Source organism: Thiosocius teredinicola, from assembly GCF_002009425.1.
GTDB classification, from domain to species: domain Bacteria; phylum Pseudomonadota; class Gammaproteobacteria; order Chromatiales; family Chromatiaceae; genus Thiosocius; species Thiosocius teredinicola.
Genome location: NZ_CP019936.1, coordinates 3,463,233 through 3,480,610, shown reverse-complemented (window position 1 = coordinate 3,480,610; position 17,378 = coordinate 3,463,233). Strand labels below are relative to the sequence as shown.

Genomic DNA, 17,378 nt, shown 5'->3' with positions numbered 1-17,378 from the left:
CGGGCCGGTCTACGTGCCCAGGGCAATGTCAATCGATCTGCTTGAGTAGGTCTTCGATCTGCGTGCGATGGGCGGGTGAGCGCGCACCGTGCAACGCCTGCTTGAGCATATCGCGTGCGCCGTCCTGGTCGCCGATCTCGAGGTAGGCGCGGGCGAGGTCGAGGCTCATGGCGAAGGTTTCGTCTTCGACACCGTCGTCCACCGGTTCCATGTGTACGTGTTGCTGCTGATCGAACTGATCGGCGTCGGCGCCGTTCAGTCGATCGTCGATCTCGGTGAGGATGCTCGGGATGTCGAGGTCGTCTTCTTCATCGATGCGCTCGTCGTTGGCGCTGTGCTTGTCCGACACCTCGGCTTCGCCGCCAAGATCGGCGACCCACGACGCGATGTCGTCATCATCGGGTTGATCCGTCTGCGCGGTCTGTGGCGCGGGATGATCTTCCAACAGTTTGCTTTCGTCGATGATTTCCTGCAGCAGCGAATCGGCGACCTCGACCGTTTCTTCGGTATCGTCGAGCATGTCCGAGATATCCAGCTCGGCCAACGGCAGCGTCGATGTCGTGAAATCCGATGGACTGCCGCCGGCGGCCGGTTGCAGTCTCGGATCGTCCATCGTCGGGCTGGAGGTGGCCGCCGTGTTCTGAGTGTAGGGTCGCGGTGGCGCATTGCTGATCTCCGGCAGTTGCGCCATCGGTACCCCGGCAGCTGCCGTCGGGCGGCGCATCCACAGAATTAAAGCGGTTGCGCCGAGCAAGCCGAGTATCACCCAGACGACCCACAGATACCGGTCGTACAGCGTGCTATCGCTGGCGCGCGCCGGTGTCGGCATGCGCTCTATCGTGGTGATCGGCATCGCCGTCGGGGTGGGGGTCACCGAGGCAACAACCGGAACCACGTCATCGTCCGCTGGCGCAAGTGGTACTTCGAGTTCGGCGGTCGTGATGTTGGCGACATCCGTTGCCGGCACTTCGCTGGGGGCGGGGGCCGTCGTCGGCTCGTCGGTGGCGCGACCGGCCAGTTCCGATTCCAGCGCCACGATCTGCTCATCCTTCAAATCGATCAGCTTCTGCATGCGCGCCAGCTCTTCTTCCAGGCGCGCCAAACGGGTTTCTATAGCGCCGGTGTTCAGGCGATTGCTTTCGATCTCTTCCATGGTCGCAAGCAGCTGGTGTTCCAGCGCCTGTTCACCGCTGACCGAATCCTTGGTGACGATGCGCAAGGTAGCACTTTCGTCGCTTGGCGCTTCGTTGTTCTGCGCCGTGTCGGTCTTGCTGGGTGTGCGCTCAGTCGTGCTGACGTCGGCCTCGCCCTGCAGAACGCGACGAGAAGTCGCGACGTCCGGCTGTTTGATGCGCGTCTGTTCGGCAAAGGTCTTGCGCGCGCTGGACGGATCGGTTTGTTCGATGAACTCGCGCGTCGGGATGTCGAGCGTCACGCCGGCGCGCAGCTTGTTCATGTCGCCATCGATGAAGGCATGCGGGTTGGCGCGAACCAGGGCCACAGCCATCTGATGGGTGGTGATACCACGTGGCTTGGTCTTCTGGGCGATCGGCCACAGCGTCTCGCCGCGCTGCACGCTGCCGTAGCGGCGCGCGCCCGAAAGATTCGCAGAATTCTCGGTTTGCGGCGGGCGCGATGCCTGCGCTCGGGCCGGTGGTTTGGATGCCGTTCGACTGACCTCGGCCGGCTGCGCGTAGTTGACCGGGTCGAGAAGCACACTGTATTGCTTGACCAGGCGACCGCCGGGCCAGCTCATCTGCAGAGGAAAGTCGACGAACGGTTCGGAAACCGGCACTGGGGTACGCGCCCGAGCGACCCAGCGGCCTCCCGTTTGCACGATATCGAACTGCATCTGCCGATGGATCGGCAGGTAGGCGATGCCGAGGCGGTCGAAGTGTTCTTGGTTGGCGATGCGCAGGCGCAGGTCGAGATGCTCACCCGGCGTGATGCCGACCAGGTCGATCTCCAGGTTCAGGGGCTGGTTCAGGTACGACAGTACCTTCGCCCGACCGAGTGAGGCGGCATGGCCGACGTTGGTGAAGACGAGCGCGGCGATCAGTGCTATTCCAACAAGAGGATGCTTCATTCTGTGTGGATAACTTTCTTTTTTCGTTTATCGGCCGCCTCTCGGCGCCAAGAGTCGTGGTTGCAAGGTTATCGGCAGGTTGTTGAAAGTCTGATGTATTTTAAATCGTGTTGGAGTGCGACATTGATCGCAGCGCAGCGGCCGTTGGCGTGGAGTGCCGCCGGTTGGGCTCAGCGCCGCGTGGCGCGCGAATCCAGCGGCATTTGCTTCCGTCTTCAGGGTATTCCCGGTATCTTCGGCGTTTCCAGCTATATTTCGTGTTAAATCAATTATATTGCAGCGTCCGGATGCGTCGTCGCGACGCCTTTGCGGCGTCAGCGGCGCGACACAGGAGAGCGTAAACCAACATGTTCGATGACCGGGCGATTCTGGTGACCGGGGGCACGGGTTCTTTCGGTCAGGCCTTCGTCAAGACGCTACTCGACAACTACTCGCCCCGCCGGGTCGTGGTTTTCTCCCGCGACGAACTCAAGCAGTACGAAATGAACCAGAAATTCGCCGGACCGATGATGCGCTATTTCATCGGTGACGTGCGCGACGCCGAGCGTCTCGCCCAGGCGATGCGGGATATCGATTTCGTGGTGCATGCGGCGGCGCTCAAACACGTGCCGGCCGCCGAGTACAACCCGATGGAGTGCATCAAGACCAACATCCACGGGGCACAGAACGTGATCGAAGCGGCGTTGCAGAACAACGTCGAGAAGGTCATCGCGCTGTCGACCGACAAGGCGGCCAACCCGATCAACCTGTACGGCGCGACCAAGCTGGCATCCGACAAGCTGTTCGTCGCGGCCAACAACATCGTCGGCAAGCGCATCACCCGGTTTTCGGTCGTGCGCTATGGCAACGTGGTGTGTTCGCGCGGTTCGGTCGTGCCGTTCTTCAAATCGCTGCTCGACAAGGGCGTGGATCAACTGCCGATCACCGACGAGCGCATGACGCGGTTCTGGATCACGCTGCAGCAGGGTGTGGACTTCGTCGTCAAGAGCTTCGAGCGGATGCACGGCGGCGAGATCTTCGTGCCCAAGATCCCGTCGGTGCGCATCGTCGATCTGGCCGAGTCGATGGCGCCGGGACTGCCGCACGAGATCATCGGCATTCGTCCGGGCGAGAAGCTGCACGAAGTGATGTGCCCGTCGGACGATTCGCACCTGACGCTGGGGTTCGACGATCACTACGTGATCCAACCGAGCATTCGCATGTCGCATAAAGCGCCTTACTCGGTGAACGCGCTGGGCGAGAAGGGCAGGCCGGTGGCCCATGGTTTCGCCTACAGCTCGGATACCAATGACCACTTTCTCAGCATCGATGAATTGACGCGGCTGAACGCGCAGTTTCTCGCATGATTCCCTACGGCCGACAGGACGTCGACGAAAACGACATCGAGGCCGTGGTCGATGTGTTGCGCAGCGACTGGCTAACACAGGGGCCGGTTGTGCCCATGTTCGAGCAGGCGATCGCCGACTACTGCTGCGCGCGCCGCGCGGTCGCGGTATCCAGCGGCACGGCCGGTCTGCACCTCGCTTATCTCGCCGCCGGTCTTGGTCCCGGTAGCCTGTTGTGGACCAGCCCGATCACATTCGTCGCGTCAGCCAATGCTGCCCTGTATTGTGGCGCCGAGGTCGACTTTGTCGACGTCGAAGCGGACACGGCCAATATGTCGGTGCAGGCACTCGAGGCGAAACTCGAGGCTGCCGAGCGCAACGGTCGCCTGCCGGACGTGGTCGTGCCGGTGCATTTTGCCGGTCTTCCCTGCGACCTGGAGAGTATTGACGAGCTCGCGCAACGGTTCGGTTTTACCGTTATCGAAGACGCATCGCATGCCTTGGGTGCGCGCTACTGCAGCCGGCCGGTCGGCAACGGTCGCTTCGCCGACATGGCGGTATTCAGCTTTCATCCGGTAAAGAACATCACCACCGGTGAAGGCGGCATCGTAACCACCAACGACGACGCCCTGGCCGAGCGAATGACGAGATTGCGCAGTCACGGTATCGAAAAGACACCGCCGTTATTGTCCGACGACAATGCAGGTGGCTGGTACTACGAACAGCAGGCGTTGGGATTCAACTATCGTCTGACCGACATGCAGGCCGCCTTGGGGCTGAGTCAGTTGCAGCGCCTGGATCAGTTCATCGAAGACAGGGCCAGGCTGGTTAAGCGCTATGACGAGGCGTTTGCCGATTGTGCTCTGCGTGTCGTCGGCAGCCCGAGCGATGCGCTGTCCACTGCCCACCATCTCTACGTGGTTCGTGTCGATGGCGGCGAGGCCGTCAGACGACAACTCTACGATCATCTGCACGCGAACGAGGTGATGGCGCAGGTGCACTATATCCCGGTTCATCTGCAACCTTACTACCGCGACAAGGGTTTCGGCCCGGGCGATTTTCCGCACGCCGAGGCCTATTACGCGGGCGCGCTGAGCCTGCCGTTGTTTCCCACATTGACCGACGAGCAGCAGGACAAGGTGATCCGACTCGTCAAACAGATCGTGTGAGCACGCGTGCGGCACGATGGTCAGGCAACGATGGCGGCGACTGAACCGCCAGCTATCCGCAAGGGTTTGACGCATTTTCGATGAAGGTTTTGCAGCACAAGGTTTTGTACCGGGCGATGCGGTTTCATGCAGCCTTTCCCAGCATCGTGCGCTTCAGCGACGACAATCTCTTGCTGGCGTTTCGCCGCGCCCGCAATGGCCTGTGGCTGGTGCCCGAGGATCGCAAGCACGAAATGGATCCGATCAACCGCATGGATCACATCGACAGCCGCTCGCATATCGCCTTGATGGAACTTGATCCCAGCGGAGAACATCCGGTCGGCGACCTCGACCTGATGCCGTGTGACCCGGAAGCGGGCGATCAGGATCCTTCGCTGCTGCTGGTGGAAAACGATCGTGTTTTTCTGGCGTCGATGTCGTGGTATCCGTTGCCGTCCGACGTCACCGAGATGCTGTTGGCCAAGAAACCGCCGGATGAACGCCATCCGGGTTGCCGCTACCTGTTCTGGGGTGGTCACACCGGCCTGCGCGAGCGTGAGCCCGGACGCTGGTTGGCGCACCATCGCTACCTGCAACCGGATGGCGGTTTCGGCGGCCCGCTGCGCGAGGGATCGTTGAAGATCCTGGTCGGCCCGATCCGCGGTCAGGCGTTACGCCGCGGTGACGAAATTCTGTTGCCCGTCTACAGCGGTGTCGAGACCGGGTGCGCCTTGTTCGTCAGCGGTGACCAGGGTAATACCTGGCACTACACAGGCCGCATCGCGGTCGATCCCGAGCAGCAGGTGACCTATCAGGAACCGGCCCTGTGCGAAGATGGGCAGGGCGGTTTGGTGTGCTTCATGCGCACCGCCGATGCAGATGGTCGACTGGCGACCAGCCGCTCGGACGACGGCATCACCTGGCAACCCGCTGTGCTGCACGACCTGGTCGGTCATCCCTTTCATCCGCTGGTGCTCAACGATGGCCGCGTGCTGCTCAGCTACGGTTACCGCGATGAGCCCTATGGTATCCGTGTGCGCCTGCTCGATAGCCCGGCATCCAACCCGGACGATGTGCAAGAGATCGTCATTCGCGATGACGGCCTGTGTGCCGACCTGGGTTATCCGTGGGCGGTGCAGCTTCGCGATGGCCGAGTATTGCTGGCGTACTACTGGACCGATGAGGAAGGTACGCGCCAGATCATCGGTACCTGGCTGGAACTGGATTGATGAGCCCGACTGAAAAGTTCGCCGTTGAGCCGGTGATGCTGGCGGGCAAGCTCTGCGGCCCCGGGCAGCCGCCGCTGCTGATTGCGGAGCTGTCGGGAAACCATGGCGGCGACATCGAGCGCGCGCTGGCGCTGGTGGATGCCGCGGTTGCGGCGGGCGCCGACCTGGTCAAGATCCAAACGTATCGGCCGGATACGATCACCGTCGATCATGACGGCCCCGAGTTCAGGATCGAGTCGGGTCTGTGGCAGGGCCGAACGCTGTACGAACTGTACGCAGAGGCGCATACGCCATGGGAGTGGCACGAGGCGTTGTTCGCGCGGGCGCGTGCTCACGGCGTGCCGATGTTCAGCTCGCCGTTCGACCCGACCGCGGTCGATCTGTTGGAGTCGCTCGATTGTCCGGCCTACAAGATTGCGTCGTTTGAACTGGTCGATCATGGTTTGATCGAGCGCGTTGCCGCCACCGGCAAGCCGATGGTGTTGTCGACCGGCATTGCATCGCTGGATGAGATCGACGAGGCGGTCTCGGTACTCAAGCGCTATCCGAAGACACCGTTCATCCTGTTGCACTGTACCAGCGGCTACCCGACACCGATCGCCGAGGCCGATCTGGCGACCATCCCGATGCTGATGGAGCGTTATCGCGTGCCGGTCGGGCTGTCCGATCACACGCTGGGCATAGCCGTACCGATCGCGGCCGTGGCGCTCGGTGCCTGTCTGGTGGAAAAGCACTTCACGCTGGATCGCGCTGATGGCGCGGTCGATGCCGCGTTTTCGCTCGACCCGGATGAGTTCTCGAACATGGCGCGCGCTTGCCGCGAGGCGGCGCTGGCGATCGGCCAGCCGCGCCGCGAGATGGCGCCGGTAGAGCATTCGCAAAAGGCTTTCCGGCGTTCGTTGTATGCGGTCGCCGATATCCCGGCCGGCTCGGTGATCACCGACGCGCAGGTGCGCTCGGTGCGGCCCGGTCTCGGTCTGCATCCGCGCGAGTTGCAGCGGGTACTCGGCTGCCGCGCACGGGTTGCGATCAAGAAGGGTACGCCGATCGCGTGGGAACTGCTCGACGAGGTCGGCGGGGCCGGCGAATGAGCGGGACAACGGAAAAAGCCGTTGCCTTTGTCGTCACGCGCCTCAGCTCTTCGCGCCTGCCACGCAAACAGCTACGTTCGATCGGCGATGTGTCCGTGCTCGATCGCATCATGTCTGAGCTCGCCGAAGTCGAGGCAGTGGACCAGGTCGTGCTGGCCACCGTCGCCGAGCCAGACAACGAACCCCTGAGAGTGCTTGCCGAAGAACGTGGCTGGACGCTGTTCTGGTACGAGGGCGAGGTCGATGACGTGGTCGGACGATTGCACAACGCCGCGCAAAGCTTCGCAGCCGAGATCTGCTTGCTGATCAGCGCCGACTGTCCGCTGGTGCATGGTCCGTCGGTCGGCGAACTGGTCGCGGCGATGCGTGCTGAGCCACAGGCCGACTATGTCGGCATGTTGCCCGACGAACGCGGCAGGGTCAGCCTGCTCGAAGGCGTGCATGTGGCGCGCAGCCGGGCGTGGCATCGTGCCGATGCGATGTCCGATCGTCCCGAGTTGCGCGAGCATCAGTTTCCCGTCATCTATCAGCGACCGGATGCCTTCACCCGGCTGGATGTGCGACTGAGTACGGCCGTGTACGGCGAGCCGCATCGCCTGAGTATCGACACCTGGGCGGATCTCGAATTCATGCACACGCTGCATGAGCGCTTGAAATCCGAAGGCAAGGTATTCGATCTGCCGGCGGTGGTCGGACTGCTCGAAGCGGAGCCGCTGCTCAGATCGCTCAACAGCCACGTGCATCAGCGCCGCCTGGTGGAAACGGTGCACAAAGTGCTATTCATTGTCGATGCCGGTGGTCCTTTCGGCTACGGACACCTGATGCGTTGCCGGGAGCTCGCGGGGCAGGTCGTCGAGCGTCTCGGCTGGCCGGTGACCTTCGTGTTGGACGATGAACATGCAGCGCAGTCCGTCGAGGCCTGCGGTTTTCGCGTGCTGTGGGGCGCGCTTGGTCGACAGGCGACGGTCGCGCCCCGCAGTCGTAGTTCGGTAGCGTTCAGCGAGCTTGCGCATGGTCACGATCTTGTCGTGGTCGACCTGTCGGCGCGCAGGGATCTGCAGCCGGGCTGGCGTGAACGCTTGACGGCAGATTGTCCGGTCGTCGTCATCGATCGTGAGGACAGCACTGCGGCAGAGGCCGACCTGATCGTGTGCCCCGGCATTACGGGGCGGCCGGCGCAATCCGCTTTGTCGATGCCGCCGGTCGCCTCCGGTTTGGAGTTCGCCATTATTCGCCGCGAGATCCGCCGTTACATCGGTCTGGACATCGACAAGGACATCGATGTGCTGGTGTATCTGCACGATGAGGTGGAACGAGACGCGGTATCGCGCTTGGCGGCAGCGCAAGGTTGGACTGCGGTGGTATTGACCGGTTTTCGCGAGGGCTTTCCCGAACTGCTGGCAAGAAGCAAGGTGTTCTTGAGTGGTTACGGGCAGACTTTTTACGAGGCCTTGGCGCTGCGCACCTTTCCGGTTGCCTGGCCATTGTCGGCGCTGCACCGCGCCGATGCCGAGGCCTTCTACGCGGCCGTTGCATTGCCCAAATACATCGTTGCCGATGTCGGCGGCCTGGCATCGGTATTACAGGGAGCGCTCAACGAACGCCTGGCCGACGCCCCGAAGCTGACCGACGGTACACCGGCGATCGTCCAGCGGCTTGCCGAGTTGCGCAAAACCTGGGCATGACGTTGCTACATACCATCAAGGGCATCGTGTTCGACCTGGACGACACCCTGTATCCGCAGGTGAGCTTCAAGCGCAGCGGCTTTCGTGCCGTGGCATCCCGGCTTGCCGAGCGGGCCTTGGCGGACTACGAAACCGTACTGGCGACGCTCGAAGACGTTCTGCAGCAGAATGGACCTTCGTACGGCAAGATGTTCGATGACGCCCTGCAGCGACTGGGTATCGAGCAGGTCGCCGCAGCTGACTTGATCGAGGTCTTCCGCACCCATGTGCCGCAGATCGAACTGTATACGGGCGTCGACGATTTGTTGATGAAACTGCGTGCGAGCAAACGCGTGGGCCTGTTGACCGATGGCTTGGCGCAGGTTCAACGCAACAAGGTCGCTGCCCTTGGATTGGATGCCGGCATGGATGCATTGTTGTTCAGCGATGAACTAGCGACGCAGAAACCGGATGAACGATTGTTCGCATGGTTCGAGCAACACTTCGATCTTGCGGCATCACAGCTGCTATACGTCGGTGACAATCCGGCCAAGGACTTCTACGGCGCGCGCAGACGCGGTTGGCGGACGTTGCGGGTGCTGACTGGCGAGCATGCAACAGCCACTCCGCCCGGTGATCGTTACTCCGCAGACGACACGTTGGACAAGGTAACCGAACTGTGCGTGTGGCTCGATGGAGCGGTTGCATCGCGACCTTGGCGGTGAGCGCGTTGTGAATCTGTTGATCCCCAGTGTCGGCAACAAACGTTATCTCGCGCGTCGGATGCGCGATGCCATGCAATCGCGAGGTGGCAAACTGATTGTTGCCGACATGGATTCCAATGCCCCGGCAGTCGAGTTCGCGGATGCGTTCGTAACGCTGCCGCCTTTCGGTCATGCAGCCTACTGGTCAGACGTCGATGCCGCGCTCGAAGACCTGGATATCGTTGCCGTGCTGCCTGTCAGGGAAGCAGAGCTTGCAGGCTGGGCAGAGCGAGCCGACAACAACGCGCTCGATGCGCGGTTGTTGCTGTCTGATATGTCGGCCCTGGGCTGCTGTCACGACAAGTTTGCACTCTACCGGCGTGCGGCAGAGGTCGGTGTCGATTGTCCGGCGTGGCTGCCTTGGTCGGGCAACGGAGACGAGATCGAATCGTTGGGATTTCCCGCCGTGATCAAGCCCAGGTTCGGCGCCGGCTCCAGAGACGTTACGATCGTTCGCAGCCTTGCGGAGCTCCCTGCCGCGACGCGAGGTCTGTTGGCGCAGCGCATGGTCGATGGCCCTGAAGTCAGCGTCGATTGCTATGTAGACGATCAAGGCATACCGCAGGCGTTCTGCGCGCGTCGCCGCGATCGGGTGGTCGCGGGGGAGTGTATCGAGGGAACCGTCATCGATGCGCCGCACCTGGTGGCGGCATGCAAACGGTTGGCGAACGCCATGCTGTTTCGCGGTATCGTCAATATGCAGTTCATCGACAGCGAAGATGGCCCGCTGTTGATCGACGTGAATCCGCGCGTACCGGGGGTATCGCGATAACCGAGGCCGCGGGCTATCCATTCCTCGATTGGACGATACAATGCCTTCTAAACGAACCGGGCTTGCGTGGGTAGGGCGTCGGTCGTTGACGGCAGCTGGTTCAATGCATCCCGGCACTGAACAGCGCTTATTGCGATAACAACAATAACGCCGCCGCTTGCGGCAACGACTCTAACGGAAACTATGCGTAACTATTCGACGACAAAGCGTGTTCTGGTAACCGGTGGTGCGGGTTTTCTCGGCTCTCATCTTTGCGGGCGATTGCTGGAGAAAGGATACGACGTACTGTGCCTGGACAATATGTACACCGGCACCAAAGAGAATATCGCGCACATGCTCGGCGAGACGCGGTTTGAGTTCATGCGTCACGATGTGACGTTCCCGCTGTATGTCGAGGTCGACGAGATCTTCAACCTGGCATGCCCGGCGTCACCGATCCACTACCAGTTCGATCCAGTGCAGACGACCAAAACCAGCGTGCATGGGGCGATTAATATGTTGGGTCTGGCCAAGCGGGTGAAAGCGCGCATTCTGCAGGCGTCGACCAGCGAAGTGTATGGCGATCCGGAAGTGCATCCGCAAGAGGAATCGTACTGGGGCAGGGTCAACCCGATCGGCGAGCGCGCTTGTTACGATGAGGGCAAGCGCTGCGCAGAAACGCTGTTTTTCGATTATCACCGCCAGCACGGCCTCGAGATCAAGGTTGCGCGGATATTCAACACCTATGGTCCGCGGATGCACCCCAACGATGGCCGGGTGGTCAGTAACTTCATCGTTCAGGCGCTGAAGAACGAACCGATCACCCTGTACGGCGATGGCATGCAGACAAGGTCGTTCTGCTACGTCGACGATCTGGTCGACGGCTTGATACGCCTGATGGCGTCGCCCGCCGACGTTATCGGACCGATCAACCTGGGTAATCCGGTCGAGTACACAGTGAAGCAATTGGCGGAGAAGATAATTGAATTGACCGGATCGTCATCGACGATGGCGTTTCGTCCCTTGCCGTCCGATGATCCCAGGCAGCGTCAGCCCAATATCGGCCGTGCCAAAGAGCTGCTCGATTGGGAACCGACCACCGAGCTGGAAGAAGGCCTGAAAAAGACGATCGACTATTTCGAGAACGCCTTCTCTGCGTAGGAGGGTACAGCCAATGCGCGCCCTCAGCAGAGGCGGCTCAGTTTCGGATGACGGCTGCAATCCGGCGCAGCCACCAAGGTAACGCAGATCAGTCCGGTAGTTCGGTGTGATATTCCGAGCGACTCGGCTGGTGTCGCAGCGAGTGCGTCGTGATCGTGCAAGTGTCGGGATCGGCCAGGTTCAGCGAGGCATCGCGATAGCCCGCGAATCGTTGCAGTGCATCGAGAAAACAGGCGCGAGATGCAGCGTTGTCGCCGAGCCGATGAAGCGCCACGCCCAGATTGTTTGCCCCTTCCGCGGTCGGCCTGAGGGATTCGGCGCTGCGCAGGTAGTCCACCGCACGTTCGGCATCGCCATTGGTCAGCAACAGTAGGGTTGCGCGATAGAAGAACTGTCGCCATGACTCCGCAACGGGGAAGGGTCCGTCGGGCTCGAGGACGATGTCGTTTGCGCCGACCTCCGATTGAATCCTGTCCAGCATCTGCGCGGCCGCTCCGTAGTCTTCACGAAACATGGCCATCGACAACAGAATCCAATGCGCAACGGCAGGTGCACAGCCTTGCGCGTGGCAGCCGGCACGAACATTCTCATAGTCGTGTTTACGCAGTACCGATCGAACCGCGGCGCGTTGCCTGCCAAGGTCACGAGAGACACTGTCGGGGTATGCATGCATGCGATAGCCGGGTTCGTCGAGATAGGCAAGACGGGCACCGTTGGCGACGCTGCGTAGCAATACGTCATAGCTCTCGGGGCCGAACACGGTGCGATCATAGCCACCGGCTTGCCTGAAGGCGTCCACACGAAAACCGAGCTGCGTATCGCCCGGCAGGTAGTTGCGCTCGAACAGGCGCCAGGCATACGGTGTAGAGCGGAGGAACGCAGGCGGGCGAAGCGATCTGAGAAACTTGCCCGAGCGCCCATCGTAGAGTTCGATGGTGTCGGAGACCACGTCTGCACCGGCATCGAGTGCCTGTTCGACACGTTGTGCGCGGCCGTGAATCCACTCATCGTCGGCATCGAGCCAAGCGGCATAGGGTGTATCCACGGCGTCCAGTCCGGCCTGTCGTGCAGCGCCCACGCCGCCCGGCGCTTCGCACTCGACAACCTCGAGCAGGCCGTCGCCAACGGAGCGTGCGAGTTCAACGGTGTTGTCGGTTGAATTGTCGTCGACCAGACAGATGGGGATGCGCTCATCGACGCAGGACGATACCGCGCGGCGGATCGTCTCGGCGGCGTTGCGCGCCGCGATCAAAACAGTCAAGCGTGCCATATCGCGTTTGCTGCCGGACGAGCGGTTCGCGATTGAATGCCTGCAGCGCGCATCGCGAGCACCGTCAATCTATGCCGAGATCGCGCTGTGTTCGTTGAGTAACTCCAATGCCTGTGAACGGAACAGCGGATCGACGAAGCCGTTGGCTTGGATACTCGCAGCGAGGGCTTCGACGTCGACACAATGGGCGACAGCATCGGCCATGGCGCTCCCAGCCTTGTCGAACGCGCCGCCAACCAGGTAGTGCAATGCGCGCTGCAGGTGCATGTCTGCCACCTGTGCCACCGACGCGTCACGTTGCGTGGTGTCGATCTTCAACCAGGCGATCGATATCTGGGTGCCGGGCGCGATCGCGCCACGTGTACCGTGTAGTCGGATCTGTGGAAAGAAGCATGTCGCGTCCTGCGGCAGGAAGGTTCGCCAGCTTACCGTCTGCCAAGTGGCATCTGCGGGCACGTCGTTGTCACCGAAACCGAGCACGCCATCATACAGATTGAGCTGCGCAGCGCCGTCAGTACGCAGACAGGCGTGCAGTTCGATCTCTTTGTCGCGCCAAGCGTCGATACTGTCGATTGGCATCTGGATGCCGATGTCCGTTGTCCCTTTCGGGTTCAGTACCGAGATCGTCAGGCCGCAGCGCGCGTCGCGGCTCAGATAGAGTTCCGGGTCGCCGTTCACGCTGGCGATCGTCCACGCGGTCGCATCCGTTTGCAGGGCGGAGATCTCGCCGAGTGAGATCGGCGCTGTCGGTGTCGCTGCGCTAGTGAAATCCACGACGGCGAGTTCGTCGCCGTTACCGGCCTTCAGCGCAGGTGCAGGCGTGGCGCCGGCAATGAATTCGACATGGTGTTCGACCAGCACGGAGGGTGATGTGTCCAGCCCCAGATCACGTTTGGCGACATTGACCGCCCAATCGGGAAAGTAGGCCGGTACGGCCGTGATCGGTACCTGTTCGACATCGATCACGTCGAACCTGTCGCCTTCAGCTTTCTGCACGGCCCACACGCCGAGATAGGGTTTCACTGTACCGAAGTTTTCGTACACCGCTTTGGTGACACCGGGATGCCAGGGAGAGGGTTCCATCGCCGCATCCTGTTCTTTCAGCTTGTCGAGCAGCGTGGTGTCGCAGTCTTTGTATTGCACTTCGAGATCGTCACCGCAGATGATGCCGCCGGGTTTGATCAGCCGTTTCGCATTGGCCATGTCGGTCGTGCAGATCGAGTAACAATGGGCGCCGTCGATATAGATCAGGTCGAAGTGCTCGTGGGGCAGGGAAGGCAATACCTTTTGGCTGTCGCCGATGATCGGCACCACCAGGTCTTGCGAATCGGTGGCCTTGATGTTGTGCCGGAAGATCGAAAAGAACACGTCGTCCTGTGGACCGAGCTTGAACCACATATCCACGCACAGCACCTCGCCCAAGCCGTGGTTGTGGGTGTTGATGCCTTCTACCCATGCGAGCGCAGAAGCCCCGGCGCGTGCGCCTATCTCGAGGATGCGCACCGGGCCATCGTCGTCACGCTTCTTCAGGTAGTCGACCAACAATTCGAGCAGCACCACGTTGCGCGACGGTGAGTTCGCGAAAACCGGAAGGTGCTGTGGAAAGAACGGCTTGCCTTCCTCGAACTGTTCGATGACTGAGAAATCGATGACCACGTTGATGAGTTCTCCCGTTACTACTGCTTCAGGCCGCGTTTGCGATGCGCAGCGTTGATTGCCTGTTAGGTAGTGATCGGTACATATCCAAATTTGTTTAAACACAGCGCGCCCCGGTCAGGCGCGTTCGGCCTCGCGCGGTTCGCCGATGCCGCTCTGCTCGTGCTGCGAGAGCATGGATTGCGCCTTGCCGTGCAGCGGGTTGATCGCCACGCAGGATCGCAGATGATCGATATCCCGGGTCAGTTCGAACAGGTGAAAATGGGCGCCGGCCACGAGGTGCGGGTACGGGCAGCTTTCGACAAGGGCCTGAAATCCGTGCGCAGCCTGGGTCGGGTCGTCGCGTTTGCAGGCGGAGGCCTCGTTGTATCGAACCTCCCAGTTCGGCCCGTGCGCCTGGGGCTGGAAGGTTTCAAGTTCGGCGACACGGTACAGCCCGTCGCGGCAGAAGCCTGCCCATTTGTCGCGAAACAATTGGCTGTCTGCCTGGTAGGCGACCGCCGGTGCGCTCAGCGTGGAATAGTAGCCCGCCATGTCGTGAACCACCGACAGCTGCGGGGTCACCGCGACCTTGAGGCCTTGCTGCCAGGCGCTGACACAAAGATCGAGGTCGTGTTGGTACTTGGCGTAGCGGGTATCAAAGCGCAGCCCGGTGCCCGGCCGGATGCCGACCACGGCACTGCTGACGGCAGGTATGTAGCGCGCCTTGCCGAACGGCTCGCGCATCAGTTCGGTGCTGCCGTCGTCGTGGATCAAGGCCCCGCTGTGATTGATCTCGCCCGAGCGATAGGTGTGCGTGCAGCCGATCACGGCGGCATCCATCTCCTGCGCTGTCGATAACAGGGTGTTCAACCAGTCGGGCGTGTCGATCAGCACGTCGTCGTCGATGAAGAACACCCATTGATCGTCGGCATAATCGAGGACGGCATTCATCGTCTCGGCATGCTGGAAATCGGCGTCGTAACCGTTATCGAGGATGATGAGATCGGTATTGGCGAGATTCGTCGCCTTGATGCCGGCAATGAGCGCCTTGGCCGACGGACGGTAGGCGTCCGGGGTGCAAAGGGCGATCAGCTTATCGTTCATTCATGGATTCCTAACGTGATCCGAGTTGGCAGTGCGCGCAGTCGAAGCCGTGCGTGCAGGCCTTGTGATCTGCGGTGCTGTTTGGCGTTTTCTCGCGCAGGATCTCGCGCGCTGCACGGTGGCATGGATTGAGTGCGAGGCAGCTCGACAATGCAGACAGATCCTCGGTGAGCGTGTACAGGTGATAGTTCGCGCCGCTGCGCATCGACTCGTCGAAACAGTTGCGCGCGATATCGGCAAACACCGCCTGTGCCGCTTCGCGGTCGACGGACTTCAGCAGCGAAGCCTTGCGATACAGATTGCGCCAGTAGTTCGAGCCGGGCTGATAATCACGCAGGTGCGACAGCTCCGGTCGGTCCATCAGCGTCGGTAGCAGGTGGCGCCACTTGTTGGCGAAGAACACGCTGTCGGCCTGCAGTCGCTGCACGAAGTTCTCATGACGTTCACCGGTCGAACCTGCATGGTGCATGATCTTCAGATCGAGCAAGCAGATCACGGGCCTGTCCCGTTCCCACGCCTGCAGACAGATGTCGAGATCCTGCTGATACTTCAGGTAACCGGTATCGAAATGGTAGTGCTTGGGGTTGTGTACCAGCATCAGTGCGCTGCACAATGAGGGCACATAGGCGGCACCTGCGTGGTTGGGCGCATAGTGATGCTGCGCGCCGATGATCGGCGCGACCATGCCGCTCTGATCGATCCAATAGCCTTCGTGATTGGTCTCGCCGTTGTCCCAGACGTGGCGGCAGCTGGCGATGTCGGCGCCGGTTGCCTGCGTCGCACTTTCCAGCTGATCGATCCAGTCGTAGGTCGTGATCTCGATATCGTCGTCGAGAAAGATCACGGATTGGCCGCGCTTGGCCGCGACCTCGAGCGCACGGTTCATCACGACGGGATGACTGAAGCCGGTGTTGTAGTTGTTGTCGATCAGCCAGAATTCCGCCTTGGAAAGATCGGTGGCTTTGATCGAACCCATCGCCCGCCGCGTGGTGAAACGGTCGCGGTCGGGTGAACACATGACGATCAAGTAGGGTTTTGGCATGTTTCGGTTTTCTATTGCGAATCCATAACGGCGTAGCGTCTGCTGCTGGGCAGGAGCGTGCACCAGCGGTCGACGGCTTGTGAAACCCCAGCGGTCGCCCGCGGCATCGAACGGTTATCGATGAAGGTTCGGGGTTCGTGCCATCTCAAGGTCAACGCGCCGCTTCGGTCGACAGGTATTGGGTGGCGTAGCGTTCGGCCTCGTGCACTTCGTCGAGCACCAGCACCGGACGGTCTTTGACCTTCGGTCGATAGATCGCGGCATGCGTCGGGCTGCACTTTTCATGAGTGTCGCCGATCGCCTTGACCGGATCTTCGCGCATCGGGATACCGCAACGGTGGCAGTGCCATCTGACCTGATCGGCAAATGCCTCGGGGCCCTTGCGCCACCAATCGTCAGTCACCTCGACCCCCAGGTCCGGCCAATCGGGATTGTCGGCGTGCAGCATGGCCTGTGCGCCGGCGATCTCGCAGAAATAACCGCGCACCTTGCCGCGTACCACGCAGACCATTGCCGACCAGTTACGGTTGATGTCGCAGCCGCGGATCTTTTCCCAGCGCTGGTTTTCATCCGGGTAGTGATCGATCAAGGCGGCGAACGGCGGGGTGTGCAGTGCATCTTCGTCGAGGCCCTTCAATCGGGGTTCGCTCTCGGGCCAGTCGCGCACGAACTCGTCCCAGGCCTCTTGATCCATGTGGACATTCAGATTCGACACCTCGGGGTTGAAGGTGTCGCGGCAGATGGCGCCTTTACCGCGCGGGTGGTTGCACCATAACCCACGGCGTTCGAAGGGGATGTACTTCTTCATGATCGCGCACAGTTCCTCGAACTGTGGATGGATCGCGGGATTGCCGCCGAACATGCCGACCACGCCGAAGTAGTTGCGCAAGGAGCTCACTGCCTGCTCGAACTGTTCGAGCGTGATCATCCCGGGCTTGCCGCGCAGGTTGCTTCCCTGGGTGCAGCCGAAGCACGCCTGGTCGCAGGCGCGTGTCACCCAGATCTGCAGGATACCGCCATGCCAGATAAACGGTCTTTCGTTGCCGGGGTACACCATCGATTGAATGACTTCATCAGCGAGATTCATCAAATTGGGCCTTCTAAG

General features: G+C 61.2%; 14 protein-coding genes. 8 read left to right on the top strand and 6 right to left on the bottom strand.

All coding sequences use genetic code 11. The features are described 5' to 3' along the window. Nucleotides 1-28: 28 nt before the first annotated feature. Complete coding sequence (locus tag B1781_RS16485; protein ID WP_078120705.1) at nucleotides 29-2,086, bottom strand: FimV/HubP family polar landmark protein; 2,058 nt, start codon at nucleotides 2,084-2,086, stop codon at nucleotides 29-31. A gap of 347 nt (nucleotides 2,087-2,433) precedes the next feature. Here B1781_RS16485 and pseB point away from each other — a divergent pair, with 347 nt between their 5' ends. The 8 genes from pseB to B1781_RS16445 all read left to right on the top strand — a co-directional run bounded on the left by pseB (nucleotide 2,434) and on the right by B1781_RS16445 (nucleotide 11,219). Continuing rightward, nucleotides 2,434-3,432 carry a UDP-N-acetylglucosamine 4,6-dehydratase (inverting) gene (gene pseB, locus B1781_RS16480; protein WP_078120704.1) on the top strand — a complete coding sequence of 333 codons (999 nt, stop codon included), beginning with the start codon at nucleotides 2,434-2,436 and terminating at the stop codon, nucleotides 3,430-3,432. After that, on the top strand, nucleotides 3,429-4,580 hold the full coding sequence (gene pseC, locus B1781_RS16475; RefSeq protein ID WP_078120703.1) for a UDP-4-amino-4,6-dideoxy-N-acetyl-beta-L-altrosamine transaminase: 1,152 nt from the start codon (nucleotides 3,429-3,431) through the stop codon (nucleotides 4,578-4,580). The genes pseB and pseC overlap by 4 nt, the downstream gene beginning before the upstream one ends. Nucleotides 4,581-4,660: 80 nt before the next feature. Further along, nucleotides 4,661-5,788 carry an exo-alpha-sialidase gene (locus B1781_RS16470; protein WP_078120702.1) on the top strand — a complete coding sequence of 376 codons (1,128 nt, stop codon included), beginning with the start codon at nucleotides 4,661-4,663 and terminating at the stop codon, nucleotides 5,786-5,788. After that, nucleotides 5,788-6,879, top strand: coding sequence for a pseudaminic acid synthase (pseI, locus tag B1781_RS16465; protein WP_078120701.1), 1,092 nt, complete (start codon nucleotides 5,788-5,790; stop codon nucleotides 6,877-6,879). The genes B1781_RS16470 and pseI overlap by 1 nt, the downstream gene beginning before the upstream one ends. Beyond that, complete coding sequence (locus B1781_RS16460) at nucleotides 6,876-8,564, top strand: cytidylyltransferase domain-containing protein (RefSeq protein ID WP_078120700.1); 1,689 nt, start codon at nucleotides 6,876-6,878, stop codon at nucleotides 8,562-8,564. The genes pseI and B1781_RS16460 overlap by 4 nt, the downstream gene beginning before the upstream one ends. Continuing rightward, entirely contained in the window at nucleotides 8,561-9,268 is a 708-nt protein-coding gene (locus B1781_RS16455) for an HAD family hydrolase (protein WP_078120699.1), read from the top strand. Before B1781_RS16460 ends, B1781_RS16455 begins: the two co-directional genes overlap by 4 nt. A 7-nt stretch (nucleotides 9,269-9,275) precedes the next feature. After that, entirely contained in the window at nucleotides 9,276-10,079 is an 804-nt protein-coding gene (locus B1781_RS16450) for an ATP-grasp domain-containing protein (RefSeq protein ID WP_164513428.1), read from the top strand. Nucleotides 10,080-10,262: 183 nt separating this feature from the next. Continuing rightward, nucleotides 10,263-11,219 carry a UDP-glucuronic acid decarboxylase family protein gene (locus tag B1781_RS16445; protein WP_078120697.1) on the top strand — a complete coding sequence of 319 codons (957 nt, stop codon included), beginning with the start codon at nucleotides 10,263-10,265 and terminating at the stop codon, nucleotides 11,217-11,219. A gap of 88 nt (nucleotides 11,220-11,307) precedes the next feature. On the opposite strand, the gene B1781_RS16440 is transcribed toward B1781_RS16445, so the two are convergent. From B1781_RS16440 to B1781_RS16420, 5 genes are all read right to left on the bottom strand, one after another. Then, the gene (locus B1781_RS16440) at nucleotides 11,308-12,489 is read right to left on the bottom strand and encodes a glycosyltransferase (protein ID WP_078120696.1); all 1,182 of its coding nucleotides are present in this window, start codon (nucleotides 12,487-12,489) and stop codon (nucleotides 11,308-11,310) included. A 69-nt stretch (nucleotides 12,490-12,558) separates the two neighbouring features. Next, nucleotides 12,559-14,145, bottom strand: a complete 1,587-nt coding sequence (locus tag B1781_RS16435) for a class I SAM-dependent methyltransferase (RefSeq protein WP_164513427.1) — start codon at nucleotides 14,143-14,145, stop codon at nucleotides 12,559-12,561. 117 nt (nucleotides 14,146-14,262) lie between these two features. After that, nucleotides 14,263-15,231, bottom strand: a complete 969-nt coding sequence (locus tag B1781_RS16430; protein ID WP_078120694.1) for a glycosyltransferase family 2 protein — start codon at nucleotides 15,229-15,231, stop codon at nucleotides 14,263-14,265. 10 nt (nucleotides 15,232-15,241) lie between these two features. Further along, nucleotides 15,242-16,273 (bottom strand): glycosyltransferase family 2 protein, encoded by a 1,032-nt coding sequence (locus B1781_RS16425; protein WP_078120693.1) that lies wholly within the window; start codon nucleotides 16,271-16,273, stop codon nucleotides 15,242-15,244. Nucleotides 16,274-16,424: 151 nt separating this feature from the next. Beyond that, nucleotides 16,425-17,360, bottom strand: a complete 936-nt coding sequence (locus B1781_RS16420) for a radical SAM protein (protein WP_078120692.1) — start codon at nucleotides 17,358-17,360, stop codon at nucleotides 16,425-16,427. Nucleotides 17,361-17,378: the final 18 nt, after the last annotated feature.

Bases quoted from the DNA above. Each gene is read 5' to 3' on its own strand.
- pseI (WP_078120701.1), top strand. From the start codon at position 5,788: ATGAGCCCGACTGAAAAGTTCGCCGTTGAGCCGGTGATGCTGGCGGGC.
- B1781_RS16485 (WP_078120705.1), bottom strand. From the start codon at position 2,086: ATGAAGCATCCTCTTGTTGGAATAGCACTGATCGCCGCGCTCGTCTTC.
- B1781_RS16430 (WP_078120694.1), bottom strand. From the start codon at position 15,231: ATGAACGATAAGCTGATCGCCCTTTGCACCCCGGACGCCTACCGTCCG.
- B1781_RS16470 (WP_078120702.1), top strand. From the start codon at position 4,661: ATGAAGGTTTTGCAGCACAAGGTTTTGTACCGGGCGATGCGGTTTCAT.
- pseB (WP_078120704.1), top strand. From the start codon at position 2,434: ATGTTCGATGACCGGGCGATTCTGGTGACCGGGGGCACGGGTTCTTTC.
- B1781_RS16460 (WP_078120700.1), top strand. From the start codon at position 6,876: ATGAGCGGGACAACGGAAAAAGCCGTTGCCTTTGTCGTCACGCGCCTC.
- B1781_RS16440 (WP_078120696.1), bottom strand. From the start codon at position 12,489: ATGGCACGCTTGACTGTTTTGATCGCGGCGCGCAACGCCGCCGAGACG.
- B1781_RS16420 (WP_078120692.1), bottom strand. From the start codon at position 17,360: ATGAATCTCGCTGATGAAGTCATTCAATCGATGGTGTACCCCGGCAAC.
- B1781_RS16445 (WP_078120697.1), top strand. From the start codon at position 10,263: ATGCGTAACTATTCGACGACAAAGCGTGTTCTGGTAACCGGTGGTGCG.
- pseC (WP_078120703.1), top strand. From the start codon at position 3,429: ATGATTCCCTACGGCCGACAGGACGTCGACGAAAACGACATCGAGGCC.
- B1781_RS16425 (WP_078120693.1), bottom strand. From the start codon at position 16,273: ATGCCAAAACCCTACTTGATCGTCATGTGTTCACCCGACCGCGACCGT.
- B1781_RS16455 (WP_078120699.1), top strand. From the start codon at position 8,561: ATGACGTTGCTACATACCATCAAGGGCATCGTGTTCGACCTGGACGAC.